The organism is Bradyrhizobium sp. CCGUVB14 (assembly GCF_024199935.1).
GTDB lineage: Bacteria > Pseudomonadota > Alphaproteobacteria > Rhizobiales > Xanthobacteraceae > Bradyrhizobium.
The window spans coordinates 4,362,033-4,386,100 of record NZ_JANADS010000001.1 but is presented as its reverse complement, the minus strand read 5'-3'; the positions used below and the strand labels follow the sequence as shown (position 1 = coordinate 4,386,100).

18 protein-coding genes and 1 pseudogene are annotated in these 24,068 nt (G+C 63.4%); 10 read left to right on the top strand and 9 right to left on the bottom strand.

The annotated features are described in order from the left end of the window. Positions 1–49: 49 nt before the first annotated feature. Both NLM32_RS20095 and NLM32_RS20090 read left to right on the top strand, forming a co-directional pair. Positions 50–811 carry a hypothetical protein gene (locus NLM32_RS20095; RefSeq protein WP_254130637.1) on the top strand — a complete coding sequence of 254 codons (762 nt, stop codon included), beginning with the start codon at positions 50–52 and terminating at the stop codon, positions 809–811. 147 nt (positions 812–958) lie between these two features. Beyond that, positions 959–2,242 (top strand): M20/M25/M40 family metallo-hydrolase, encoded by a 1,284-nt coding sequence (locus tag NLM32_RS20090; RefSeq protein WP_254130636.1) that lies wholly within the window; start codon positions 959–961, stop codon positions 2,240–2,242. Between the two features lie 10 nt (positions 2,243–2,252). Here the strand turns inward: NLM32_RS20090 and NLM32_RS20085 are convergent, their stop codons facing one another. From NLM32_RS20085 to NLM32_RS20075, 3 genes are all read right to left on the bottom strand, one after another. Beyond that, a complete protein-coding gene (locus NLM32_RS20085; RefSeq protein ID WP_254130635.1) occupies positions 2,253–3,287 on the bottom strand; it encodes an ABC transporter permease in 1,035 nt (344 codons plus the stop codon). Next, positions 3,271–4,812, bottom strand: coding sequence for a sugar ABC transporter ATP-binding protein (locus NLM32_RS20080; RefSeq protein WP_254130634.1), 1,542 nt, complete (start codon positions 4,810–4,812; stop codon positions 3,271–3,273). Before NLM32_RS20080 ends, NLM32_RS20085 begins: the two co-directional genes overlap by 17 nt. Before the next feature lie 134 nt (positions 4,813–4,946). Then, complete coding sequence (locus NLM32_RS20075; protein WP_254130633.1) at positions 4,947–5,915, bottom strand: sugar ABC transporter substrate-binding protein; 969 nt, start codon at positions 5,913–5,915, stop codon at positions 4,947–4,949. A gap of 355 nt (positions 5,916–6,270) precedes the next feature. On the opposite strand from NLM32_RS20075, the gene NLM32_RS20070 reads away from it, so the two are divergent. Then, complete coding sequence (locus NLM32_RS20070) at positions 6,271–7,305, top strand: LacI family DNA-binding transcriptional regulator (protein ID WP_254130632.1); 1,035 nt, start codon at positions 6,271–6,273, stop codon at positions 7,303–7,305. Positions 7,306–7,377: 72 nt separating this feature from the next. Here NLM32_RS20070 and NLM32_RS20065 read toward each other — a convergent pair whose 3' ends face one another. From NLM32_RS20065 to NLM32_RS20050, 4 genes and pseudogenes are all read right to left on the bottom strand, one after another. Beyond that, the gene (locus tag NLM32_RS20065) at positions 7,378–8,337 is read right to left on the bottom strand and encodes a tannase/feruloyl esterase family alpha/beta hydrolase (RefSeq protein ID WP_254130631.1); all 960 of its coding nucleotides are present in this window, start codon (positions 8,335–8,337) and stop codon (positions 7,378–7,380) included. 94 nt (positions 8,338–8,431) lie between these two features. Further along, positions 8,432–9,064, bottom strand: a pseudogene (locus tag NLM32_RS20060) (tannase/feruloyl esterase family alpha/beta hydrolase); the annotation flags it as partial. Between the two features lie 291 nt (positions 9,065–9,355). Beyond that, on the bottom strand, positions 9,356–10,705 hold the full coding sequence (locus NLM32_RS20055; RefSeq protein ID WP_254130630.1) for an ATP-binding protein: 1,350 nt from the start codon (positions 10,703–10,705) through the stop codon (positions 9,356–9,358). A gap of 1 nt (position 10,706) precedes the next feature. Continuing rightward, on the bottom strand, positions 10,707–11,381 hold the full coding sequence (locus NLM32_RS20050) for a response regulator transcription factor (RefSeq protein WP_254130629.1): 675 nt from the start codon (positions 11,379–11,381) through the stop codon (positions 10,707–10,709). Between the two features lie 285 nt (positions 11,382–11,666). Here NLM32_RS20050 and NLM32_RS20045 point away from each other — a divergent pair, with 285 nt between their 5' ends. Beyond that, positions 11,667–12,701: a serine hydrolase gene (locus NLM32_RS20045; RefSeq protein WP_254130628.1), complete on the top strand. Its 1,035-nt coding sequence runs from the start codon at positions 11,667–11,669 to the stop codon at positions 12,699–12,701. 236 nt (positions 12,702–12,937) lie between these two features. Here the strand turns inward: NLM32_RS20045 and NLM32_RS20040 are convergent, their stop codons facing one another. Both NLM32_RS20040 and NLM32_RS20035 read right to left on the bottom strand, forming a co-directional pair. Further along, on the bottom strand, positions 12,938–13,663 hold the full coding sequence (locus tag NLM32_RS20040) for an outer membrane protein (protein WP_254130627.1): 726 nt from the start codon (positions 13,661–13,663) through the stop codon (positions 12,938–12,940). 68 nt (positions 13,664–13,731) lie between these two features. After that, on the bottom strand, positions 13,732–15,363 hold the full coding sequence (locus NLM32_RS20035) for an outer membrane beta-barrel protein (RefSeq protein WP_254130626.1): 1,632 nt from the start codon (positions 15,361–15,363) through the stop codon (positions 13,732–13,734). Positions 15,364–15,665: 302 nt separating this feature from the next. On the opposite strand from NLM32_RS20035, the gene NLM32_RS20030 reads away from it, so the two are divergent. The 6 genes from NLM32_RS20030 to NLM32_RS20010 all read left to right on the top strand — a co-directional run bounded on the left by NLM32_RS20030 (position 15,666) and on the right by NLM32_RS20010 (position 24,064). Then, entirely contained in the window at positions 15,666–16,394 is a 729-nt protein-coding gene (locus NLM32_RS20030; RefSeq protein WP_254130625.1) for a hypothetical protein, read from the top strand. A 321-nt stretch (positions 16,395–16,715) separates the two neighbouring features. Then, positions 16,716–18,212, top strand: coding sequence for a DUF4118 domain-containing protein (locus NLM32_RS20025; RefSeq protein WP_254130624.1), 1,497 nt, complete (start codon positions 16,716–16,718; stop codon positions 18,210–18,212). Further along, entirely contained in the window at positions 18,209–18,934 is a 726-nt protein-coding gene (locus NLM32_RS20020) for a response regulator (protein ID WP_254130623.1), read from the top strand. The genes NLM32_RS20025 and NLM32_RS20020 overlap by 4 nt, the downstream gene beginning before the upstream one ends. A gap of 118 nt (positions 18,935–19,052) precedes the next feature. Continuing rightward, entirely contained in the window at positions 19,053–19,175 is a 123-nt protein-coding gene (locus NLM32_RS45845; RefSeq protein ID WP_256561419.1) for a hypothetical protein, read from the top strand. Positions 19,176–19,563: 388 nt separating this feature from the next. Continuing rightward, the gene (locus NLM32_RS20015) at positions 19,564–20,766 is read left to right on the top strand and encodes an efflux RND transporter periplasmic adaptor subunit (RefSeq protein ID WP_254130622.1); all 1,203 of its coding nucleotides are present in this window, start codon (positions 19,564–19,566) and stop codon (positions 20,764–20,766) included. A 46-nt stretch (positions 20,767–20,812) separates the two neighbouring features. Continuing rightward, a complete protein-coding gene (locus NLM32_RS20010) occupies positions 20,813–24,064 on the top strand; it encodes an efflux RND transporter permease subunit (RefSeq protein WP_254130621.1) in 3,252 nt (1,083 codons plus the stop codon). Positions 24,065–24,068 lie beyond the last annotated feature (4 nt).

Here is a 24,068-nt window from a genome sequence, read left to right as displayed (position 1 = left end):
AAAAACACGTTGATTCATTTTGTCCGCACCTCATGCAAGCGAGGTTGCCATGGACCAAGGTTCTCATCAGGACGTTGACTGCCGATCACGGCAACATTCTTCGACAGCCGCAGCTCATCGTCGCTGCCCGCTCCTGACCGCGATATTCTGCGCGCTGTGCCTATTCCAGTTCGCGACCAAAGCTGACGCGCAATGCAGCGCGCGAGATGTGTTGCAAAACCAATTGAAGCTGAAGGCGGCACCCCCGAGTTATGCGCCGATCAGCCCGGTCAGATCCGTTGCCGATCTCCCGGTGTGGAAGCGGATCACTGTCGGCAATTTTTCAAGTCCGCTCGCCCTTCGTAACGCGCTGGATGCAATCGGCTGCCATGTGGGAGGATCAGCGACGGAAATCATGGCCCGGCCGACCTTCACCGTCAGTTCCAGAAGGAAGGAAGTGGATCTCGTCACCGTGTCGGCGGCCGCGCTTGGCTTTGGTACGGACCCTGTGACCCTGGCCGCAATTTACGCGCGCGCGAAACGGCTCGGTTTGGGGATTGCCGCAGCAGAGATCGGCCCGCAACTGCGGCTTCAATATCTTGACCAGCCCATGGGTGAGTTTCTCGTCATTGGAATGGACCCGATCAAGACCTGGATCGGCGAGGAGATCATTCTGAACGTCGCCAATGGCGGAGCCGGGCTCATCCTTATCGGCCAGGACGGCAGTGCTAGCGCCACGATATCAACGATCTCGCGCTTCGTATTCGAGCGGCCAAGCGAAGCTGCGTCGGTTGACCAGCTTGATCAGGCAGCGGAACTCCTGCCGCCGTGAGCGCAGGACGGATCGTCGCGTACCGAGTAGTGTCTGTCGACGCGATCCCCCTCACCCACACGGCGAGGGGTGCAGCGTAACTGTCGCGTGACAAGCGCCGGAAACGGAGGCATACCGGGCCATCATCCAACCAATGGTCCGTCGCGCATGTCCCGATCGCTCCTTGCCCCATCGTTCGCTGGCACGTTCATCGCCTCGCTCTGGCTCGCCTGTGCTGTGGCGCACGCCGAGCCGATGGCCGACGTCCAGGCGCTGGCGCAGAAGGAGCAGCAGCCGCTGCTCGACACGTTGCGCGACCTCGTCAACATCGAAACCGGCAGCAGGGATGTCGAGGGCCTGAACGTGATCGCAGGCCGCGTGGCCGACCAGCTCAAGCAGCTTGGCGGCACGGTTGAGATCCTGCAGCCCACCGACATCTATCGTCTCGACGACACGCCGGACAAGATCGGCCCGGCCGTGCACGCCACCTTCAAGGGCACCGGCACCAGGAAGATCATGCTGATCGCCCATATGGACACCGTGTACCTGAAGGGCATGCTGAAGGATCAGCCGTTTCGCATCGACGGCGACAAGGCCTACGGCCTCGGCATTGCCGACGACAAGCAGGGCGTCGCGCTCATCCTCCACACCGTGGCGATGCTGCAGAAACTGAACTTCAGGGAATACGGCACGCTGACCGTGCTCACCAATGGCGACGAGGAGATCTCCTCGCCCGGCTGGCGCAGCACCATCACCAAATTCGCCGCCGATCAGGATGTCGTGTTCTCGTTCGAGGGCGGCGGCACCGACGGCACGCTGCGGCTCGCCACCAGCGGCATCGGCTCGGCCTATCTCACGGTGACCGGCAAGTCCTCGCATGCCGGCGCGCGGCCCGAGGGCGGCATCAACGCGCTCTACGAGCTCTCGCATCAGGTGCTGCAGATGAAGGATCTGTCAAAGCCCGAGCAGGGCCTGAAGCTGAACTGGACGGTGTCCAAGGCCGGCACCAACCGCAACGTGATCCCTGCCGAGGCCACGGCGCAGGCCGATGCGCGCGCGCTCAAAGTGTCGGATTTCGACGAGCTGGAGAAGGCGCTGCAGGACAAGATCAAGAATCGCCTGCTGCCCGACTCCAAGGTCGAGCTGAAGTTCGAGGTGCGCCGTCCGCCGCTCGAGGCCAACGACGCTTCGCGTCGCGTGGCCGGCTACGGCAAGACGATCTATCAGGAGCTCGGAATGCCGCTGAAGGTCGACGAGAAGGCGACCGGCGGCGGCACCGACGCCGCGTTTGCCGCGCTCAAGACCAAGGGCGCCGTGGTCGAAGGCATGGGCCTGTCTGGTTTCGGCGCGCATTCCAACGACGCCGAATACGTGAAGCTCGACACCATCGTGCCGCGCCTCTACCTGACCACGCGCATGATCATGGATCTGTCGACCGGCAAGCTGAAGTAGCCAGCGGCCCTTACCCGTCCGACCTGCGGCTCTCCATCGCGCGCAGGAATTTGTTGCGATAGGTATCGAGGATCACCGCGAGCACGATGACGGCGCCGATCACGATGGGCTTGACGTTGTCTTCGGCGCCGAGAAGCTGAAGACCTGTCGACAGCACCTGAAGAATGCAGGCGCCGACCAGCGTGCCGATGATCGAGCCCTTGCCGCCCGAGAGGCTCGTGCCGCCGATGATGACGGCCGCGATCGCGTTCAGCTCATAGCCGATGCCGGCAATCGGGCTGCCGACGTTGAGCCGGAGCAGATAGACCATCGCAGCCGTGCCGGCGGTGAGGCCCGAGATCGTGAAGGCGGCGATCTTGATCGCACTCGGATTGTGGCCGGACAGGCGCACCGCCTCCTCGTTGGTACCGATGGCGAAGATGAAACGGCCGAACACCGTAAAGCGCAGGATGAACCAGCCGATCAGCACGACACCGAGCGCGATCACGAAGATCGACGGGAACACGCCGAAGAAGATCATGTTACCGAACTCGACAAAGGGCTGCGGCAATCCCGTGATGGTGGAGTTATTCGAGACGACGCGCGCGAGACCGCTGGCGATGTTGAGCATGCCGAGCGTGACGATGAAGGACGGCAGTTTCCACCGTTCGCACACCCAGCCGTTGATGGCGCCGCAGATCGCGCCCGTTCCGAGACACGCGACGAAGGCGAGCGCGATCGAGGTGCCCGCCGCAAGGCGCTCGTCCGTCATGATCGTCGCGCCGACGACCGTACACAGGGCCAGCACCGAGCCGACCGACAAGTCGATGCCGCCGGTCAGGATGACGAAGGTCATGCCGGCGGCAAGCACGGTATTGATCGCGATCTGAACGAAGATCTTGAGGAAGTTGCCGCTCGTCGCAAAATAAGGCGCGGTCGCGCAGAAGAACAGAACGATCAGCACGAGCGCGACCGTGACGCCCGCCTCGCGCATCGAGATGCGCAGCAGATTGTCCCATTTGACGCGCGCCTTACGCTCGGTGGCGCGCTCAACTTGCTCGGACACGGCTGTACTCCTGATAGGCGAGAGAAAGAATGCGGTGCTCGTCGAACTCGGCGCGCGGCACCTCCCCGGTGATCTGTCCCTTCGAGAACACCAGGATCCGGTGGCAGATCGCCATCAGCTCGGGCAGATCGGACGAAACCACCAGGATGCTCTTGCCTTCGAGCGCGAGCTTGCCGAGCAGCTCATAGATCTCGGCCTTGGCGCCGACATCGATGCCGCGCGTGGGCTCGTCGAAGATCAGCGTCTTGGGCCCGCGGAACAGCCACTTCGCGATCACGACCTTCTGCTGGTTGCCGCCCGAGAAAGTCCGGACCGCCTGGTGGATCGACGGCGTCTTGACCCGCAACTCCTTCACCAGCCGCTGCGCGACGCCATTCTCTTGGCTGCGCTGGAGCAGCCCGCGCCACGACACCCGCAAGAGGTCGGTGATGGTCATGTTCTCGGCGCAGCTCATCTCAAGCAGCAGCCCCTGCCCCTTCCGGTCCTCGGTCGCAAGGCACAGCCCGTGCGCCACCGCGTCTTTCGGCGAGGCGATGTCGACCTCCCGGCCGTCGATCCGGATCGTGCCGGCGGCCTTCGGGTCGGCGCCGAACAGCGCGCGAACCATTTCGGTGCGGCCGGATCCCACGAGCCCGGCGATGCCGACGATCTCGCCTTTGCGAAGCGAAAACGAAATCGCTGGGCTGTCGTCGGTCAGCTTCAGCTCGCTCACCCCGAGCGCTTCATCGCCGAAAGGTGCATCCATATCGATAGGAGCCTCACCGGTGATGGTTCGCCCAACCATGAGCTTCACGATGTCGGGGATATCGAGGCCCGCAAGCGGACGCGTGGTCACGTGCGCCCCGTCGCGCAGCACCGTCACCTGATCTCCGACCTCGTAGATCTCCTCGAGCCGATGCGAAATGTAGAGCGTGGTCACGCCCTTGGCTTTCAGACGATGCAGGATCGCGAACAGACGATCGACCTCGCGAACGGTGAGCGTCGCCGTGGGCTCGTCGAGCACGAGCAGCTTGCTCTCGTGGCAAAGCGCTTTGGCGATCTCGACCAATTGCATCTGCGCGACGCCGAGACGGCCGACCTCCATCGTCGGCGAAACGTCGAGGCCGACTTCTGCAAGCAGCTCCGCCGCGCGCCTGTTCATGTCGCGGAAATTGACGAGGCCCCGCCGGCTCGGCAGCTGCTCGAACAGCAGATTCTCCGCCACCGAAAGGTTGGACAGCAGATGCAGTTCCTGGTGCACGACGCGAATCCCGGCCGTGAAGGCCTCGATCGGCGAAGTCGGGCGGTAGGGTGCGCCATCGAACCAGATCGATCCGTCATCCGGTTGCAACACACCACCGAGCAGGTTGATGAGGGTGGACTTGCCGGCGCCATTCTCGCCGAGCAGCACGTGTCCCGAGCCACGCCCGATCTCGAAGGAGACGTCGCGCAGCGCCACGACGCCGGGAAAGCGCTTGCCGACCGATTGCAGCTTGAGAATCGGGCTCTCGGCCTCCGCAATCTGCTCGGCGCGAGGACGGCTCAACTCATCGCCTTGCATGAGGGCGCGCTCTCCGTCGCGGTCAAAGATAAGCTTGCGAAGATGATCTTCGCCAAAATCGGGACGCCGGCAAGATGCAGGCGTCCCGATGGATCAGATCACAGAAGCGAACGACCGAGCTATGCGAGGTCCTTGGCCTCGACCAGCTTGACGTCGGTCTTGATCCAGCCCGAGAACTTCTCGCCGGCGAGCTGGCGCAGACCGTATTTGATGCCGTTGACGGCCATCTGGGCACCGAACTGCTCGACCGTCGCAAGCATCTTGCCGCTCTTGATCAGGGGCTGCACCGGCGGAATGTTGTCGAAGCCGACGACCTTGATCTTGCCGCTCTTGCCGGTCGCATCGAGCGCCTTGACGACGCCGAGCGCCATCGAGTCGTTGGCGGCCATCACGCCCTGGATGTCCTGATATTTGGTCAGGAAGTTCGTCATCAGCGTGTTGGCTTCCTCGGTCTCCCAATGCGCCGTCTTGCTGTCGAGGAGCTGGAGCTTGCCTTCGGCGATCGACTCCATGAAGCCCTGCTTGCGCTGCTTGCCGTTATCGGCCTCGGGATTGCCCTCGAGGATGACGACCTTGCCGCCCGCGCCGAGCGCCTTGGCAAGCGCATCGCCGGCCAGCTTGGCGCCGGCCTGGTTGTCGGGACCGAAAAAGGCGAGATCGATGCCCGCGGCCTTCTTGGCGCCTGCATCGAGCGGCACGTCGATATTAACGACGGTGATGCCGGCCTTGATGGCCTTGGCGAGCGGCGTCGCCATCGCTTTGGAGTCGGCAGGAGCAACGACGATGATGTCGTACTTCTGGGTGACGAAGTTCTCGACCGCGTCGACCTGGGCGGCGAAGTCGCGCTCGTCCTTCATGCCGACGGCCTTGAAGTCGAACTTGTCCTTGTTCTCGGCGGCGAACTTGTCCGCGCCGGCCTGCATCTGCTTGAAGAATTCGTTGGAGAGCGACTTCATGACCAGGCCGACCTTCGGCTTGCCGTCGGCAAATGTCGGGCGAACGCCGGACATGATGGTGATCGTACCTGCTGCGCCGGCCAGAACGATCTGACGGCGGCTGATTCCGGATTTGCGCGTCGAGTTCGCCATTTCCACCTCCCTGTTGAACGTTTTCTTGTGCCGGCCATTGTGGCGACGCGATGAAACGTTTCCAAATTTGGGGTATCAGAACTGGAAGCGGGTTTCAAGCCACCAGCGTTTGTGCACGCGCGAACCGACCATTTCGCACTGCATTTGACGCGGTATTCGAGCAACCGGATCGAGTCCACCGCGCCTTCTCACCCCTTTGCCCCCAAGCAGTTCATCGATATAGTGATGAACCGTTTCCAAATGGACAGGAAGACTGACCAACCGCTGGTCGGACGCTTGGAACGCTTCCGGAGCAGCGCGTTGGAAAAGCGCCGGTTGCTGATCGTCCGTCCGGCACGCTAATCACTGAGGCCTGATGGCAAAGCGTGGAATCAAGGACGTTGCCGAGCGCGCCGGGGTCGCCGTGGGCACGGTCTCGCGCGTGCTCAACGAGCATCCATCGGTGACTCCGGAGGTGCGCGCGCGCGTCAAGGCCGTGATCCACGAGCTCGGCTACCGGCCCGACCCCTTCGCCCGCAGCATGCGCAGCAAGGTCAGCCGGCTGATCGGCATCGTCATTCCGGACCTGACCAATCCGTTCTTCGCCGAGCTCGTGCAATGCGCCGAACGCGCCGCGGCCGATCGCGGTCACAACGTCATCTTCATGAGCTCGTTCGACGATGCCGCAAAGGAGGCGGATCGGCTGGCGCAGCTCGCCGGGCGCAAGGTCGACGGCATCATCATTGTTCCCTGCAACAGCCCTCACGCCATCAAGGCGCCCAAGGGACTGCCGCTGATCACGGTGGACCGCCTCCTCCCCGATCATCCCGGTGTCGCAGCGGATCACCGCGGCGGCGCGCGCGTCGCAGTGGACTACCTCGCCAAGCTCGGGCATCGCCGCATTGCCTGCATCGCCGGCCCGTCCGGCTCGCGCCCCGCCGACGATCGTCTGCAGGGATATCTCGACGTCATGCGCACGCTTCGTGCGCCCAAGGGCGCGAAGATCGAACCGCTCTTCGTCAACGCGGCCTTCGACTATGAGAGCGGCCGTACCGCCGGCACCTTCCTGCTCGCGAGGCCAAGAGCCGAGCGTCCGACCGCAATCTTTGCCAGCTCCGACCAGCAGGCCATTGGTTGCCTGCGCGCAGCCAACGATCTCGGCATTCCCATTCCGGCGGGCCTGTCCGTCGTGGGCTTTGACGGCATTCCGCTGTCAAACCTCATCACGCCACGCCTCACGACGATCGTCCAGCCGATGGCGCAGATTGCGAACGCGGCAGTCTCCTCGCTGCTTGGCCTCGGCGAGATGCCGCAGGCCGGCAAGCCCAGTCTTTTTCAGTGCGAGCTCGTCGTGCGCGAGTCCTCGACCGATCCGGTATTGGAGCCGGCGGCGACGAGCGCGTCGCGATAAAGCTCGATTGGCAACTCAGCGCGACGGTAGCGAAGAGAGTCCTTTCATCGTCCCCTCTCGGCGCTGTCGTGGTCACGGCCCGTACTGCGGTGCCGGCTTCTGGTTGAACTCATGCTCGCCGCGGACGCACGTGAAGCTCGCCGCATCGTTGGTACTGCCGCTTCCATTGTACCTCGCGATCTTCGGGAACACGCAAAGCGGTCGCGTCATCTGAACGTTGGGCGGAGTGTCATCGACATATTTGGTCGCGGTGACCGCATCCGGCGCCGTGCCGTTCTCGACCCAATTCACGAGCGATGGAAGCAGAACGAAGGAGTTGGGACCGGGTCCGCCAGTGCAATGATGCATGCCGGGGACCATGTAGAGCCGGGCATAGCTCTGGGTCCTCTCCAGCGCGGATCGCCTGCGGTCCCTCTCATCGAACCGTACCTCCTCGGCGCCATGCCGCGAATGTTCGAAATCGTGCCTGTCGTGCTCCACAAGCGCATTGAAATAGTTGATGCTGACTTGCGAGGCGACACCCTGGTCCGCCCAACCATGGTACATGATCAGCTTGCCGCCATGGGCGCGGAACGCGCTGAGATCGGTACTGTTGGCGTTCATCGGCTCGGCGAGCTGGTCGTCCACAGCTTTGAGATCGCGGTGGATGTCGAAATTCGTGTAATTGATGGCGCTGCCCGGCTGGCCGAAGCTTGGACCGAACACCCAATACAAGGGGCCGTCAGCGAGCGGCTCCGGAAGCTGCTGCTTTGCCATGATGCCGAGAGCGTTGATGTCTTCAATCTCGGTGCCGCGCGAATACGCAGGAAAGACCACGTCGCCATTTACGGGGTCGATGACGCCGGCGTAGTAACTCTGCATCCTCGTGACCTGCTCGGCGGTCAGGCACGCAGGCGGGAGGTTGCCGCCCGTACATTGCAGGACTTTTGGATCGAAGTGGCAGTCGCGCGGATCCGACAAGAATTGGTCGGTCTTGACTCCACCATCCCGGCCGGCGCACTGCGCCAGGACCGCCTTGTTGATCAATGACATCTGGCCGGTCTGCATGAGTCTTCCGGGATTTCGCATGCGCGACCTGCCACCCGTAAGGCGTTGATCCATACGATCGTGAGCGGTTGAAGGGCGCCGCGCCGGCCACGATGCCGTCGTAGTCATCTGGATAGCGCTGCGCTTCCATCAACGCGTTCTGGCCGCCGGTCGAGCAACCGAAGAAATAGCTCTTGTCGGCGTTTCGTTGATAGAACGCTGCGGTGATCGCCTTGCCCTGCACCGTCATCAAGTGGATCGCCCGATGACCGAAATCCGTGATCCGTTCCGGGTGCCCATAAAGACCAGTGGTCGGGTTGGCCGGCTCCCCCAACGAGATCGCAAGCGCGTTGCCCTGATTGCCGTTGGATCCGCAGAAATTGTTGGTGCACCCCGAGACCCCGGTGCCGAGACCGGTGTTGGCGACCGCGTATCCGGCCTTGAGACGCAAGGCGAGAGCGCCGTAGTCGAAGAAGCCGCCGAACCCGCCACTTCCAAGACCGAGAAATCGCCCACCCCATGTGCTCTCCGGCAACCAGACCTCGATCTTGATCGACGAGTCGGTCGTGGGCGCGATCGTCGCCGTGACGCGACAAAACGTCGGCAATCCCGTGAGGTACTGCACCGGGTTGGTGCCCGGAATGGCGAAAGTGCCGGAAATGACATCGGTCGCCGACGTGATGGTGGTCTGCTCAAGCGCGAGCGATTGCAAGCCTGTGCACTGCGTCGCCATCGCGGGGCTACCAGCAGCCGTGACAAGAACACCTGCGACCGCGCCGATGAGAGATTGACGATGCATGATCTGCCTACCCCAATTGTTTTTGTTCTAGTTGCGCCAAGCTAACCCACAATCTAGAATGGCACGACTTCATGACGTCTGGAAGAGGCGAGCACAGGATCTCGTCGCGCTTCTCGCAAAATGCGAGGGCGATCCCACGGAGCGGCGAGCTCCATGTCCCCTGCTTCCGTTTGCCGGAAGGGCTGGCGCGGTTGCACGCGTATGTGTCGGATAATGCGTTCCGCTCTAGGCGGGCGCTGAGACGGCCTTGTCCGCCAGCCTGAACCGCAGCGTGAACTCGGCGCCGCCGCCGGGGAGATTGTCCACTGCGACTGTCGCGTCGTGATCGTCGGCGACGCCGCGCACGATCGAAAGGCCGAGGCCCGCGCCGTCGCTGCGCTGGCGATCCCTGCGCCAGAAGCGCTGGAAGATCAGCTCGCGTTCGGCTTCCGTGACGCCCGGACCGCAATCGCGCACGCGCACAGAGCCATCGTCGCCGACCTCGACGTCCACCGACGTCTCCTTCGCGGTGAACTTGATGGCGTTTTCGGCGAGGTTGAAGACCGCGCGCTGGAGCATCTCGGAATTGCCGTGGATCATCACCGGCGCGTCGGCGCCCCGGAGCGCGATGTCCTTGTGCTGGGCGATCGCGAACGGTGCGATCGCGCCGACCACCTCGGCGCACACGGCGCGCAAATCCGCCGTCTCGCCGGGATCGAGCACCAGCGTGTCGAGCTCGGCGATCTCCAGGAGCTGGGCGACGATCCGGCTCATGCCCGCGATATCGTCATGCAGCGCCTGCTTCGCCGCGCCGTCGCCGAGCGTCTCGATCCGCGTGCGCAGGATCGCGAGCGGCGTGCGCAGTTGATGGGCGGCATCGGCCGTGAACTGGCGCTGCACGCGAAAACCGTCCTCGAGACGATCCAGCGCCTGGTTGACGGCGGTGACGAGCGGCATGATCTCGCGCGGAATCTGCTCCGTCGGCAACCGGATGTCGGTGCGCGACGGGCCGATATTGCTGGCCTCCTCCGAGGCCATCCAGAGCGGCGCGATCGCGCGGCGGAAGATGAAGATGTCGATGGCGAGCAGGATCAGGAGGATGGGAATGGTGATCCACCCGACCCGGCGGAAGAAGTTGGACACGATGTCGTCGGTGATGACGTCGCGATGCGACAGGTCTTCCGCCACCTGAATGCGGACGGTGGTGTCGCCGATCGTCTGGGTCACGTCGGCGCCCGAGATCGACTCCGATTCGACGCTACCGGTCTTCTTGTGCGACGAGAACAGCAGGCGTCCGTCGGCATCGCGGATGTCGTACTGGTAGCGGCCATAGGCTTCCGAATAGAGACCGCGCAGGCTGTCGGGCAGATTGAACGTCACCTTGCCGTCGGGCTGGACCGCGATGCGCTCGGCCAGGGTCTCGGCCTGGGCCCGCATCGCGGCGCGATGCAGCTGGTCGATCTCGGAGTTCAACAGCCAGAACAACACCAGCGGCAGGAAGATCGCGACCACCGCGATCGCGATGATGTGCAAGAACACGATGCGCGAGATCAGCGATTTGAACGACGGCCTGGCGAATGACCCGGCGGCGCCCACGCTATTTCTCCTCGGCCATCATGTAGCCGACGCCGCGGATGGTGTGGATCACGACCTTGGCGCCATGTTCGGTGAGTTGCTTGCGCAACCGGGAGACGTACACCTCGACCGCGTTGGATGCGACCTCGCCCTCGAGGCCGAAGATGTGATCTTCGACGTTCTTCTTCGGCACCACCCGCCCCTGCCGGCGCAGCAGGATCTCCAGCACCGAGGTCTCGCGCGACGAGATGATCCGCGGCTTGTCGTCGATGAAGATCTGGCGGCTTTCGGTGTCGTAGACGAGATTGGCGAGCCGCAGCGAGCGGCCGAGCAGCTGGCCCGGACGGCGCAGGATCGCCTCCAGCCGTGCCACCAGCTCCTCCATCGCGAACGGCTTCGCCAGGTAATCGTCGGCGCCGCTGCGCAGGCCGTTGACGCGGTCCTGCACGCCGCCGCGCGCGGTCAACACCAGCACCGGCAGCGGTTCCATCTGCCGCCGCAGTTCGCGCAATACCGACAGGCCATCGCCGTCGGGCAGGCCGAGATCGAGGATCATCGCGGCATAATTGACATTGTGCACCGCCTCGCGCGCCTCCTCGGTGCTGCCCACGATATCGCTCTCGTAGCCGGCCGCCGCCAGCCCGCTGGCCACGAGCCGCGACAGCTCGGCATTGTCCTCGACGATCAGAAGGCGCATTGCTTGACGCTCGATATTCCGCCGGTGGGCCGCCGCCACAGCGATTGAGATCATATCGCTGCTTTTTCCACCATTCGGCCGGGTTCGCCAGCAAAAAGCGAATGCGCGCCGGCCTGGGGGCATCAGGCCTTCGCTGTCAGATCCACGTAAGCTTGGTAAACGCGAACATCCACCGAACGACAATCGCTGCAGGATCGGTCACCAGGATGGCGCAATTCGAATGCGATACGGTGCCGGAACGACCCGGCACGCGACGAACTCATCTGCCGGAAACGGAAGGGTCCCATGGATCGACGCGGGTTTCTGTTGGCTTCTTGCGCAACCTTGGCGCTGGCCGGTCGTGGCCATGCCGACGATCTTGATGATCAGGTGGCGAGGCTGGCGTCCGAGGGACACGTCTGCGCCGTGTCCGCCACCATGTTGAGAAATGGGCACGAGGCGCGCGCGCTGTCGGCCTCCGGCTGTGGTACGGATCCCGGATCCGATGCTGTCTTTCAAGCGGCGTCGCTGTCGAAGCCGGTTGTCGCCTACGTCGTGCTCCGGTTGGCGCGGCGAGGAGAACTCTCGCTGGACCGTCCGCTCAGCGAGATATTTCCTGACGGATATCAACACCGCCAAAACCTCTTCGCTCTGAAGGCCGCTCCGATCGTCGACACGGTAGCGGTCGACGTCTTGCGCACCGTGACGCCGCGCTTGCTGCTGTCCCATGGCGCCGGGTTTCCCAATTGGGCTTCCGATGGGCCATTGACCCAGACTTCTGCTCCAGGCACGCGCTGGCAATATTCCGGCGAAGGCTACGTGCTGCTGCAACGCATGCTGGAAACCCTGACCGGCCGGCCGCTGCAGCAGTTGGCGGAGCAGGAGCTGTTTGCACCGATTGGATTGACCAACACCGCATTCAAACTGACGCCGGCGATCCAAACACAGCTCGTTGCGGGCTCGCCCCGCCAGCTCCGTTTTCCCTACGAGATTGCCGCCAGCTCCCTCTACACCACGGCGAACGACTATGCCCGCTTCATGGCCACAGTCCTCAACGACGAACAATTGCTCTCGTCGATCACGCGCGATCCGCGGAAACTTCCCGCACCACGTCTTTCCTGGGGGCTTGGGTGGGGACTCGAGGAAAAGGACCATCCGGTCGCGATTTGGCACTGGGGCAGCAATCCCGGATTTCGCGCGCTCGCCATGGCCAACCTTCAGTCACGCGATGCGATCGTCGTGCTGACATCCTCCGATGCCGGAATGCCGTTGGCCAAGACCCTCTTGGGCTCGGTCATGCCGGGAGGTCATCCCGCACTGGCGCTGGATCTGGTGCGGTAATGCCCTCGCCCGGCCCCGCGACCGGGGCCGGACAGGACTGTTCATTGACTCGGCCACATCGGATATTTTGGCCCTCCGTAATAGCGCATCTGGTGAGTATCGGATGAACCTACCGCGGTCGCGCCGAGATCGCTCACGCAACCGGCAAGGCAAGCGCCGAGCCCTGCCAGAATGATCATCGTCGCGACAATCCGAGCCGGCCGTTTAGCGGTCATGTTGTCCTCCCCCTGGGCGTGTCAGTACTTGGCAACGACCGGGTTGCCACCGAACTTGAAGTCGAGTCCGAGTGTCACGACCGAATAGGTGTTGGCGACCGTATAAGGCAGCGCACCGTTGGTCGGCGCGTCGCGGTGGAAAGTGCCGAGATCGAGATAGCGATACTCGAACTTCCCAATCAGATTGTCGGTGATCGCATAGGCGATGCCGCCGCCGGCAGCCAGGCCGCTGCGCGTCGCCTTGAACGTGTCGACGCCAAAGCCTGGATTGGTGTTGGTGTGGGTCAGCTCGCCATAGGCCCAACCACCCGTGAAGAACAGCAACAGCCGATCGACCGCGATGCCGCCGCGCGCCCGCAGCGTACCGCCCCAGCCGAGCTTGGTCGCGTCGTCCCAGCCGAGCGCAAAACTGTCGCTGCCCTTGATATCGGCGCCAAACGCGTCGGCCTCGACGCCGAACACGATTTGGCCGCTCTGCCATTGATAGCCGATCTCGCCGCCGCCAAGACCGCCCTTGGAGTCGTAATTGGCGGTGAAGTTGGCAAAACCGGCCGGGCCGGTCGCGTTGTTCAGATTGTGGTTGCCGTAGCCGCCACCGCCAAACACGCCGACATAGAAGCCGGACCAGTCATAGACGGGCGAGACGGCGGCCGGCGCCTTGCCGTAAATCGGAAGGTCCGCTGCGAGCGCCGGAGTAGCGAGGCCGATCGCGCAGAGCGACGCCGTGGTGAGAAGAAGCTTTTTCATGGTGAGAACCCCTGTCGAATTTGTCCGAAGACCCCGGCAGCAGGCACGCCGCCGGGGTCGCCCCGTCATCAGAAGTGGATGATGATGTCGGCCGAGCCGATCAGGGCGTAGTTCTTGGTCGGAGCGATGCCGAGATTCGCATTGCCGTTGAACGCGTTGGCATCCAGCGACCTGTAGTAGGAGACTTCGGGCCGGATCTCGATCTGCGGCGAGAACCAGTGCTGCCAGCCGAGACCGGTCTCGACGTAACGCGTCTTGACGCCTGTGCGTTGGCCCTGCTTGTCGTCGTAAAACTCGATCCGGTAGGAGATGTTGTCGAGAGGCGACGCCTTGTAATTCAAATAGGCGAGATAGGTTTGCACCGAGGCCGTACAGGCGAATACGGCCGCGCTGTTGCACTGGGCGAGCCCTGGCGCGTTGAACGGCACGTATTGCGGAGAGAACGGTGTGCCGCCCGCGAGGTACGCGGCTATCGCAGCAGGATTGTTGGCGTTCAGCACATTGTTCTGGTGCAGATTGTACGTCTCGAACGAGATGTGCCACTGGTCGTTGAACTTATGATAGGCCGTCAGGCCGTACCATTGCAGGTTGTTGTAGCCCCATGTTCCGCTGTTGATAGCGTCTGCGACGACGTAGACGCTGTCATTGCCGGAATCACTGGTCCACCGCACGCCTGCCGTAACACTCGGGATCGCACCGGGATCCTTCAGCATGGTACTGTTGGGAAAGAGCGGGTTCGGAGACGGATTGGCGATTTTCGCGCCAGCATTCCACGGCATGGTGTCGCTGCCGACCGAAAGACCCACCTGCACCATCCAGTTCTTGTTGACGGCCAGCGTGGTCTGAACGCCCGTGTTAGTGTAGTTGTCGAACGTATATGTCATCGAGTGCGTATACATGTAGTTGTTCGGCGCGAGCTGCGCTTCGATGTCGGGAATCGAAATGAAGCGGCCGAAGCGAACGAGAAGACCATCGGCGAGCCAGGGAATGAAGACCTCGCCGTAGGCCATCGGCAGATCGTAACCGTAGTTCCTGTTCTGGTTCAGGAGTTGGTTGCTCCACAGGCCGTAGGCCGTGGTGTAGCGATAGTTCTCGCCATATATCGGCGCGAGACGGAAACCCCAGTCGATATGATCCTTCTGGACCGTGTCCGGCAGGCGCTCGATGTAGAGCACGGCCTGATCCAGCTGCACGGTGTTCGGGTTGTAGTCGTACGCAGCCGGCGAATTGCCGCCGCGCACCGTGTTGCTGCTGAGGTTGCCGCCAGCATTGACCCAGCCATAGACCTGGATGTGCGAGTCGCTCATCGCCTCGCCGAGTTTCGTGTTGCCTAGTGCATTCATCAGCGGACTGTCGATGGAGCTTGGCCGCGTCACGCCGATGCTCGTCGAACCACCATACGGCCATTCGGTAAACGGCATCGGCGGCGTGCTCTGCGGCGTCGTCGGCCAGCCGTCGCGACGCGACGGCGGCGCCTTGGGATCAGACGGTGCTCCGTCATGTCCCCATTCGAGCCGGTAGTAGTTGATGAACCGGGTGAAGAAGTCGCTGCCGAGATAGGAATCAAGACAGCCATAGTTCTTGTACGGATCGCAGAACGTATTGCCTGCCGGCGGAAGCGTGTCGGCCGCATTGGCAGCGCCGCCCATCCCCATCATCGCGACCAGCGATGCGCCTGCCAAAAGATACTTTCTCATCATCTTGCCCCAAACGGTTGATACCGACGCCTTCAAGGCGTTCTTTCGGTTTCGTTAAGCTCGGTGTCATCCTTCGTGCGGGGCGCAGAAAAAGGCGATACGGTTTGCCGCGAGCGTTCGTTAAAATAAAATAGCGCAACGGCGCATCTGTACGCCGCTTGCATGCGGACTCATCAATTGCACGCGCGGTTTGCCCAAAGCGTCGGCGAAATCATGGAGATTTCGCAGACGAACGATACCGCGGCGCAAACGTTTCATGCGGGCTGTGTCATTTCTGTCATAGTCAGCCGAAGTGCCTGCTCGACTTGCGCGCAGAAGCACTCGCGCAGCGCGCTGCGGATATTTTTTTGCTACGCTCAAGCGCCGGATTGTCGATCGAAGAGTTATGCCCGGACTCGCTAATCTCTGCGCACAGAGAAGACTCTGCTCAGCGAGGTTCGACCATGGACACCGTGACCCGTTCGGCACGCGCCGAAGCCAGCTCTTTGCGGGACGATGCCGGATTCGATCTGACTTTTCTGCCCCGCACGTTGACGGGGCAATGCCGCAGCCTGATCGAATCGTATCATGAGGTTCACGGCTACGCGTCGCTGCCAAACATGCTCTGGCAGTTTCGCATGGGCCCGCTGATCGAACGCCATAAGGAGCTTCGGCAAGTGCTGCGCAAGGCCTCCACCACGCGCAGCGCCAAGAAGGCCAATGAAGGCTTCGTCCAGATCGCGACCACAATTCTCGCGCTGGAGATCCTGGCCAGCAGCTTTGCCGGCTGGCACGCAATCTATCCGGTCGCCGGCGAGGCGGCGCGCGACGTGCTCCAGCGCAACGCCCACGGGCCACACATGCCGCTGATGGACTTCTATCTCTATCCGCCGAAGCAGATCAGCGCGGCCGCCATCGCCACGCTCGCCCCTCCGACGAGCCGGCCGCGTGACGAGCCAGGCCTGTATCACGCGTCGCGACCCGAGTTGTCGGGCGAGCGGCGCGCTCTTCAATATGCAAGCATGCTGCTCGACTCCGTAGATCTACGGAACTGAACGGCTATTACTTTTATATATCCGTCGGCATTCAACGGCATAGATTTTCTACGCCAATCCGGCCCATCGTCGACCTGCTGGGGAAGTTGACGACATCAAGGGGGAATTTGCACCCTGACGTGATCCGCTGTGGGGCGCTGATAAGCGCACGCATCGATCACTGATGTCCTACCCTGAGGGCACGCACGTACTTTGATAGTAGATCTCCCACTTGGCCGCATGTCTTCAACGGCGAACATGCGGGCGACCAGACCCGACGTTGGCGCTAGCCGGCTCACAGCTGCGGACGAGCATGAACGGCCGCGCGCGCTTTGGCGTACGGTGTCCCCGCTCCTGCTTTCAGTCCTTGCTGTTGCCCTGTTCACGGCACCTCTTCTCGCATTCAGCCGACACGTTGCCACCAGCCTGGTGCCGATCGCCTATCTCATCCCGGTGATCTTCGCGGCGACGCGATGGGGCATCTGGCCCGCAATGGTCGCGTCGGTCGCGGCGATGGCGGCCGCGGACTTCTTCTTCTTTGCTCCGTTCTACAGTTTCCGCGTCGATGATCCGCAGGAAGCGGTCGATCTGCTGTTGTTCCTGATCGTGTCGCCGGTCAGCAGCAATTTGGCCTCGCGGCTGCGGCAGGAGACCGAGCGGCTCCGCCGCAGCGAAAAGGAGATGCACGCGCTCTACGATTTCTCGCGGAGGCTCGCGTCCTGCTTCACCATCGCCGATCTCATCGCGGCCATCCAGCAGCACCACGCGCACGCGTTCGGCCACCCCGCCACCTTCTTCGTGACGACGTCCGATGGCCATATCGAGCCGCCGGACACCCACTTCGCACCACCCATGGTGCAATCGGGTGCCGCCGACATGAATTCCGGCGTCGGGCCGATGTCGCGAACGATCGTGGACGAGAACAGACGAGAACTCTGGCTGCTCCGCGCGATCTCATCGGATGACATCATTCACGGCGTCATCGCGGTCAATATCGGACAGGGCCCGCAACAGGCGATCGCGACCCGGACGCGCCGGATCGAGGCCATTCTCGATGAGACGGCCCTGACGCTGCAACGTCTGGACATCGGCAAGGCCATGGAGAGCGCGCGGCTGCACCTGCAGGGACAATTGCTGCGGGACGCCTTCCACGGCACGCTGTCTCACGAACTCTGCTCGCCGCTCGCCGCGATCCAGGGATCGGCAAGCGTTCTGGATTCGATTCCCGCGATCCGCAGCGACGCCCGCATGCGCGCGCTGGTCGACGCGATCTCCGATGAGACGGCCCAGCTCGACGGCTATATCAGAAACCTCCTGAGCGCGACCCGCGTCACCGCAGGCGGGCTGAGCCCGCGCCTCGAATGGGCCGACCCGAGGGATATCGTGAATGGCGCAGCCAGACGGCGCGGACGCCGGCTCGGTGCGCACCGGATTGAAATCACCTTTGCCGATGATTTGCCGCTGCTCCATCTCGATTCCGGATTGATCGAGGAAGCCTGCGGCCAGATCCTCGAGAACGCCGCGAAATATTCGCCATCCGGCTCGACCATATCCGTCGACGTCAGGTCGGAGCCGGACCGCCTGATCATCCGCGTCTCCGACCAGGGCGTCGGCATCACCCTGGACGAGCAGGGAAAGCTCGGGCGCCGGTCGTTTCGCGGGGCGCGGCACCAGGCCTCCGTGCCCGGCTCCGGCCTCGGCTTCTGGATCGCATCGACCTTTGTGCACGCACATGGCGGAACGATCTCGGTTCAGAGCCGGGGACAGGGGCAAGGGACCGTCGTCACCATCGCCCTGCCCGCCACCGCATCCTCTCCCCAAAACGATGGCCTTCCATGAGTAAGCCGGCAAACGTGGTCCTCCTGATCGACGATGAGCCGAAGATCAGGCGCTTCCTGCGCGCCGGTTTCGAGCTCAACGGCTTTGTCGTGCTCGAGGCCGAGAACGCGACCGAAGCCCTGAAGATCGCGACGTTCAGCGCGCCGGACCTTATCGTTCTCGACCTGGCGCTGCCGGACCTTCACGGCGCCGAGGTGCTCGAACGGATCCGCGCCTGGTCGAACATCCCGATCATCATTCTCTCCGTCGCCGCGGGCGAAGACGACAAGGTGCGGCTGCTGCAGGCCGGCGCCGACGACTATGTCGTCAAGCCGTTCGGCATGGCCGAGCTTCTCGCACGCAGTGAAGCCGCGCTGCGGCGCTATTTCAAATCGGCGACGGAAAATCCGGTCGTCGTCGCCGGCCCGCTCTCGGTCGACCTCGTGACGCGCACGGTGTCGCTGAACCAGAGCCTGGTTCGCCTGACGCGGAAGGAATACCGGCTGCTGCACGTGCTCGCCATGCATGTCGGCCTCGTCGTCACCCACGACCAGCTGCTCAAGGAGATCTGGAGCGGCAATCAGCGTGATAACATCCAGTACCTGCGCATTCTCGTGCGCAAGCTGCGCCAGAAGATCGAGAGCGACCCGAACCAGCCCCGCCTGTTGATCACGGAATCCGGCGTCGGTTACCGGCTTCAGAACCGCTTCGATCCCGTGCCCGTCGCCGATCGGGTCGGCTGATGCCGGCCCCTTCCCGGACACGCAGATCACCGATGCACGGCGCGGCGCCACGCCTGTAAAGAAATAATATATTTCCCCGCGCAAACCGCCTACCTTGCACAACAAAGGGGCGGATGCGGTGGACTTCCTCGTTCAGAAATTCAGTATTTTCGGTTTCGAAGGCCAGTACTGGATGCTCGCCGGCGCCGTCGTTGTCGCCATTTTCGTCATCTTCGTCTGGCGGACGCGCGATCGGACCTGACCGTTGCCGCGTCCGGGAACGCAAGAGGCCGACCACTTCAACGCGATGTGATCGGCCGCGGATCAACGACCGATCCACGCCACCGCATGATGGCGGCGCAGGCAGCGGCGCTGTGCAATCGACCGGCTTTTGTTCAATCGGGCATCGGCGCGCGTCCGGCGCTATCATTTCTGTATTTATATCCCCCGTTCCTTCTATCGAAACCAGATGAGCGGATCGCTAGTACTGGCGTGGGGCAACCACGGTGCGATCGCACTGTCAGGTTGACGTCAGTTGGGCTTGCTAACAAGATTCCGTCCGCCGCGATCGCTTCACGCCGCGCGCATTGCGCAGTGGTCCAGCCGATCGAGAGCACGGACATCCGAAGCGGATCAAACGGGGCTCTGTGATGGCATTTCGCATCAAGCATGCGGGCATGACGGCGAGCATTGCGGCAATGGCCGCCATCGCCGGCGGCGCCTGGTTTTTGACGCACACCGGCGAATTGCGCTCCGTCAAGGCGGAGCAGCCGGCAGCCGCCAGCGACGTCGATATCGCGCAGCAGACCATCACCATGACCGACAAGCAGGCCGACGCGTTCAAGGTGCTCGCCGCCGAGCCGCGCGCCTTCCGCGTCGTCAAGCAGGCCGTCGGCTCGATCGACTTCAACCAGAACATGCTGGTGCAGGTGTTCACGCCAAATCCCGGCAAGATCGTCAACACCTTCTTCAACGTCGGGGACACCGTCGCCAAAGGCGCGACGCTGTTCACCATCGACAGCCCCGATCTGCTGCAGGCCGAATCCACGCTGCTGGCCGCGGCCGGCGTGCTGGAGCTGCAGGGCCGCACGCTGACGCGCGTGAAGCAGCTCTTGAAGACCGGCGGCGGCGCGCAGAAGGACGTCGACCAGGCGATCTCCGACCAGCAGACGGCCGAAGGCAATTACAAGGCGGCGCGCGACGCCGTGCGCATCTTCGGCAAGACCGACGAGGAGATCGATCGCATCGTCGCCGATCGCAAGGTCGATTCCATCCTGATCGTGCCGAGCCCGATCGCGGGCCAGATCGTCACGCGCAACGCCGCACCCGGTCTCTACGTCCAGCCCGGCAATGCGCCGGCGCCCTACTCGCTCGCCGATCTCTCGACGATGTGGATGGTCGCCAACGTCATCGAGACCGACGCGCCGTCCTACCGCATCGGCCAGTCCGTCGCCGTCAGTGTCCCCGCTTATCCCGGCGAGGTGTTTCGCGGCCACGTGACGACGCTCGGGCTGAACATCGATCCCACGACCCACCGCCAATTGGTCCGCTCCGTGATCGACGATCCCGCCCACAAGCTGCGCGCCGGCATGCTGGCCGGCTTCTCGATCGAGACCGAGGGACCGAAACAGTCCGTCGCCGTGCCTGCGGACGCCGTGGTGCGCGAGGGCGACGGCACCATGACGGTGTGGGTGACGCCCGACCGCCACCGCTTCGAACGGCGCAGCATCACGGTCGGCATCGCGCAGGACGGCTGGTACCAGATCCTCGACGGGCTGAGGCCCGGCGAGCTGGTGGCTTCGAGCGGCGCGATCTTCCTCTCGAACAAATTCGCTACCGCGGTCACGGGCTGATCGAGGCGTCGATCGCCCCGGCGCGCCGGTTCTGAGTCAAGAGATCGTGGTCAAAAGCATCCTCACCTTCGGCCTCACCCGCGGCGCGATCATCGTGCTCGGCCTCGTCGTGTTCTGCGCGGCGGGACTGGCCGCCTTCAGCAAGCTGAACATCGAAGCCTATCCCAATCCTGCGCCGGTCATCCTGGAGATCACGGCCCAGGCGCCGGGGCTCTCGGCCGAGGAGATGGAGAAGTACTACACCATCCCGATGGAGGTCGGGCTCTACCCGACGCCGGGCGTGGTCAACATCCGCTCGACCTCGTTCTACGGCCTGTCCTTCGTCCGCGTCACCTTCCGCTATGGCGTCGACTATTATTTCGCGCTGACCCAGGCCGCCAACAGCATCCAGCAGAACATCACGCTGCCGGGCAACCAGGTCCCGACCATCCAGCAGTCGAGCCTGGTCGGCGAGATCTACCGTTACCAGCTGGTCGGCCCGCCGAATTTCGGCCTCACCAACCTTCGCACGCTGCAGGACTATGTCGTCACCCGCCGCCTGATGACGCTGCCGGGTGTGGTGCAGATCAACTCGTGGGGCGGCACCACGAAGCAGTTCAACGTCGATGCCGACCTGCAAAAGCTCGAGGTCTACAACATCACCGTGCCGCAGCTCGTCACCGCGCTCGGCAACGCCAACGTCAATGTCGGCGGCCGCGAGATCGCGATCGGCCAGCAATCCGTCAACATCCGCGGCATCGGCCTGATCGATTCTGGCGGCGCCGACGACGTCACCAAGGGCTACAAGGTCACCGATATCGAGAACATCGTGCTGACCCAGTCGAACGGCCTGCCGATCCAGATCAAGGACGTCGCAAAGGTCTCGGTGGGCTTCGTGCCGCGGCTCGGTATCGCCGGCAAGGACAAGCAGGACGACATCGCCGCCGCGATCGTCGTCATGGGCCGCACCCAGCACACCAACGAGATCATCCCGAAGGTCGAGGAAGAGGTCGCCAAGATCAACAGCGACGGCACGCTGCCGCCGGGCGTCAAGGTCGTGCCCTATTACGACCGCTCCTCGCTGGTCGGCGTCACCACCCACACGGTGCTGCACAACCTCGTGTTCGGCTGCCTCTTGGTGTTCATCATCCAGTGGGTGTTCCTCGGTGACCTCCGCAGCGCGCTGATCGTCTCCGCCAACATTCCTTTCGCGCTGTTTTTCGCCATCATCATCCTGGTGCTCCAGGGCGAGGACGCCAATCTGCTGTCGCTCGGCGCGGTCGATTTCGGCATCATCGTCGATTCCGCCGTGATCATGATGGAGAACATCTTTCGAAACTTCCAGTCGAGCCCGGACAGTCGCGCGCGCGTCCTGCAAAATCTCGCCGAAGGCTATTGGGGCGCCGATCCGACCGCCCCCACCCACGGCCAGCTGACCATGGCGCGCTGGACCGAACGGCTCAGGATGATCTTCGTCAGCGCCTTGCAGGTCGACAAGGCGGTGTTCTTCACCGCCGCGATCACGGTGACCGCCTTCGTGCCGCTGTTCACGATGCAGGGCGTCGAGGGCCAGATCTTCGGACCGATGGCCCGCACCTATGGCTATGCGCTCGCCGGCGCGCTTCTGGCGACCTTCACGGTGACCCCGGTGCTGGCGTCACTGCTGCTGCCGGAGCACATCGAGGAGACCGAGACGGCGATCGTGCGGTGCCTGCGCCGCGCCTACACGCCGGTGCTGCGCTGGGCGCTGGGCAGCGTGAAGCTCGCCTTGATCGCGGGCGGGATCTTCCTCGCGATCTCGACGCTTGCGGCAAGCCGGCTCGGCAGCGAATTCCTGCCGGCGCTGGAGGAAGGCAATTTCTGGATCCGCGCCTCGATGCCGCCGACCATCTCGCTCGACGCCGGCACCGAGGCGACGCGGAAGATGCGCGACATCCTGCTTCGTCATCCCGAGATCATCACCGTGGTCTCGCAGCACGGCCGGCCCGACAACGGCAGCGACGCCTCGCCCTTCTCCAATGTCGAGCTGTTCGCGCCGATCAAGCCGTTCGACGAATGGCCGAAGGGCCTGACCAAGGAGAAGCTCACCGAGGAGCTGCAGAAGGAGTTCGACGAGGAATTGCCTGGCGTCACCTTCAACTTCTCCCAATACATCCAGGACAACATCGAAGAAGCCCTGTCCGGCGTGAAGGGCGCCAATTCGGTCAAGGTGATCGGTCCGAACCTCGATGTGCTCGAGCAGATCGCGACCAAGATCATGGACGTCATGCGCGACGTCCGCGGCGTCGCCGATCTCGGCGTTTTCCATCTGGTCGGCCAGCCCAATCTCGACATCAAGATTATCAGAGAGAAAGCTGCCCGTTATGGCCTCAACACCGGCGACATCACCGCGGTGGTGCAGGCCGCGCTCGGCGGCACCATCGCGACCAACGTGCTGGAGGGCGACCGCTCCTTTGCGGTCGCGGTCCGGCTCGATCCAAAGTTCCGCCAGAGCATCGACGCCGTGCGCGATCTCAAGGTCGCCTATTCGACGCCATCAGGCACCAACGCCTATATCCCCCTGAGCGAGCTCGCCGACATCACGCTCGACACCGGTGCGCTGTTCATCTACCGCGAGCGCAGCCAGCGCTACATCCCGATCAAGTTCAGCGTGCGCGGCCGCGATCTCGGCGGCACCGTGGCGGAGGCGCAAGCCCGCGTCGCGGACAAGGTCCAGCTTCCACCGGGCTACCGCATCATCTGGTCCGGCGAGTTCGACAATCTGGAGGCCGCGAAGGCACGCCTGATGGTCGTGGTGCCGGTGACGTTGCTGCTGATCTTCGTGCTGCTCTACAGCCTGTTCAATTCGGTGCGCGACAGCCTGCTGGCGCTCGCCGGCATTCCCTTCGCGGTCGGCGGCGGGCTGATCGCGCTCTATCTCGCCGGCCTCGATTTCAGCATCTCGGCGGCGATCGGCTTCATCTCGCTGTTCGGCGTCGCGGTGATGGACGGCATTCTCAACATTACCTATTTCCGCGAGCTGCGCGCCTCCGGCATGAGCATCGCGGAAGCCGTCTTCCACGGTGCCGAGCAGCGCATGCGGCCGATGCTGATGACCGCGCTCTCCGCCGGCGTCGGCCTGTTCCCGGCGGCGTTGTCCCACGGCATCGGCAGCCAGGTGCAACGGCCGCTGGCAACAGTTGTCGTCGGCGGCATGTTCATCGGTCCGTTGCTGCTGCTCGTGGTCGCGCCGGCGCTGCGCAAGGTCTTTCTGTCGCGCGAGAGAACGCCGGCACACGAGGACAGCGCGGCGGCCTCGCCGCCGGAAGTGGCCCATTAGGATG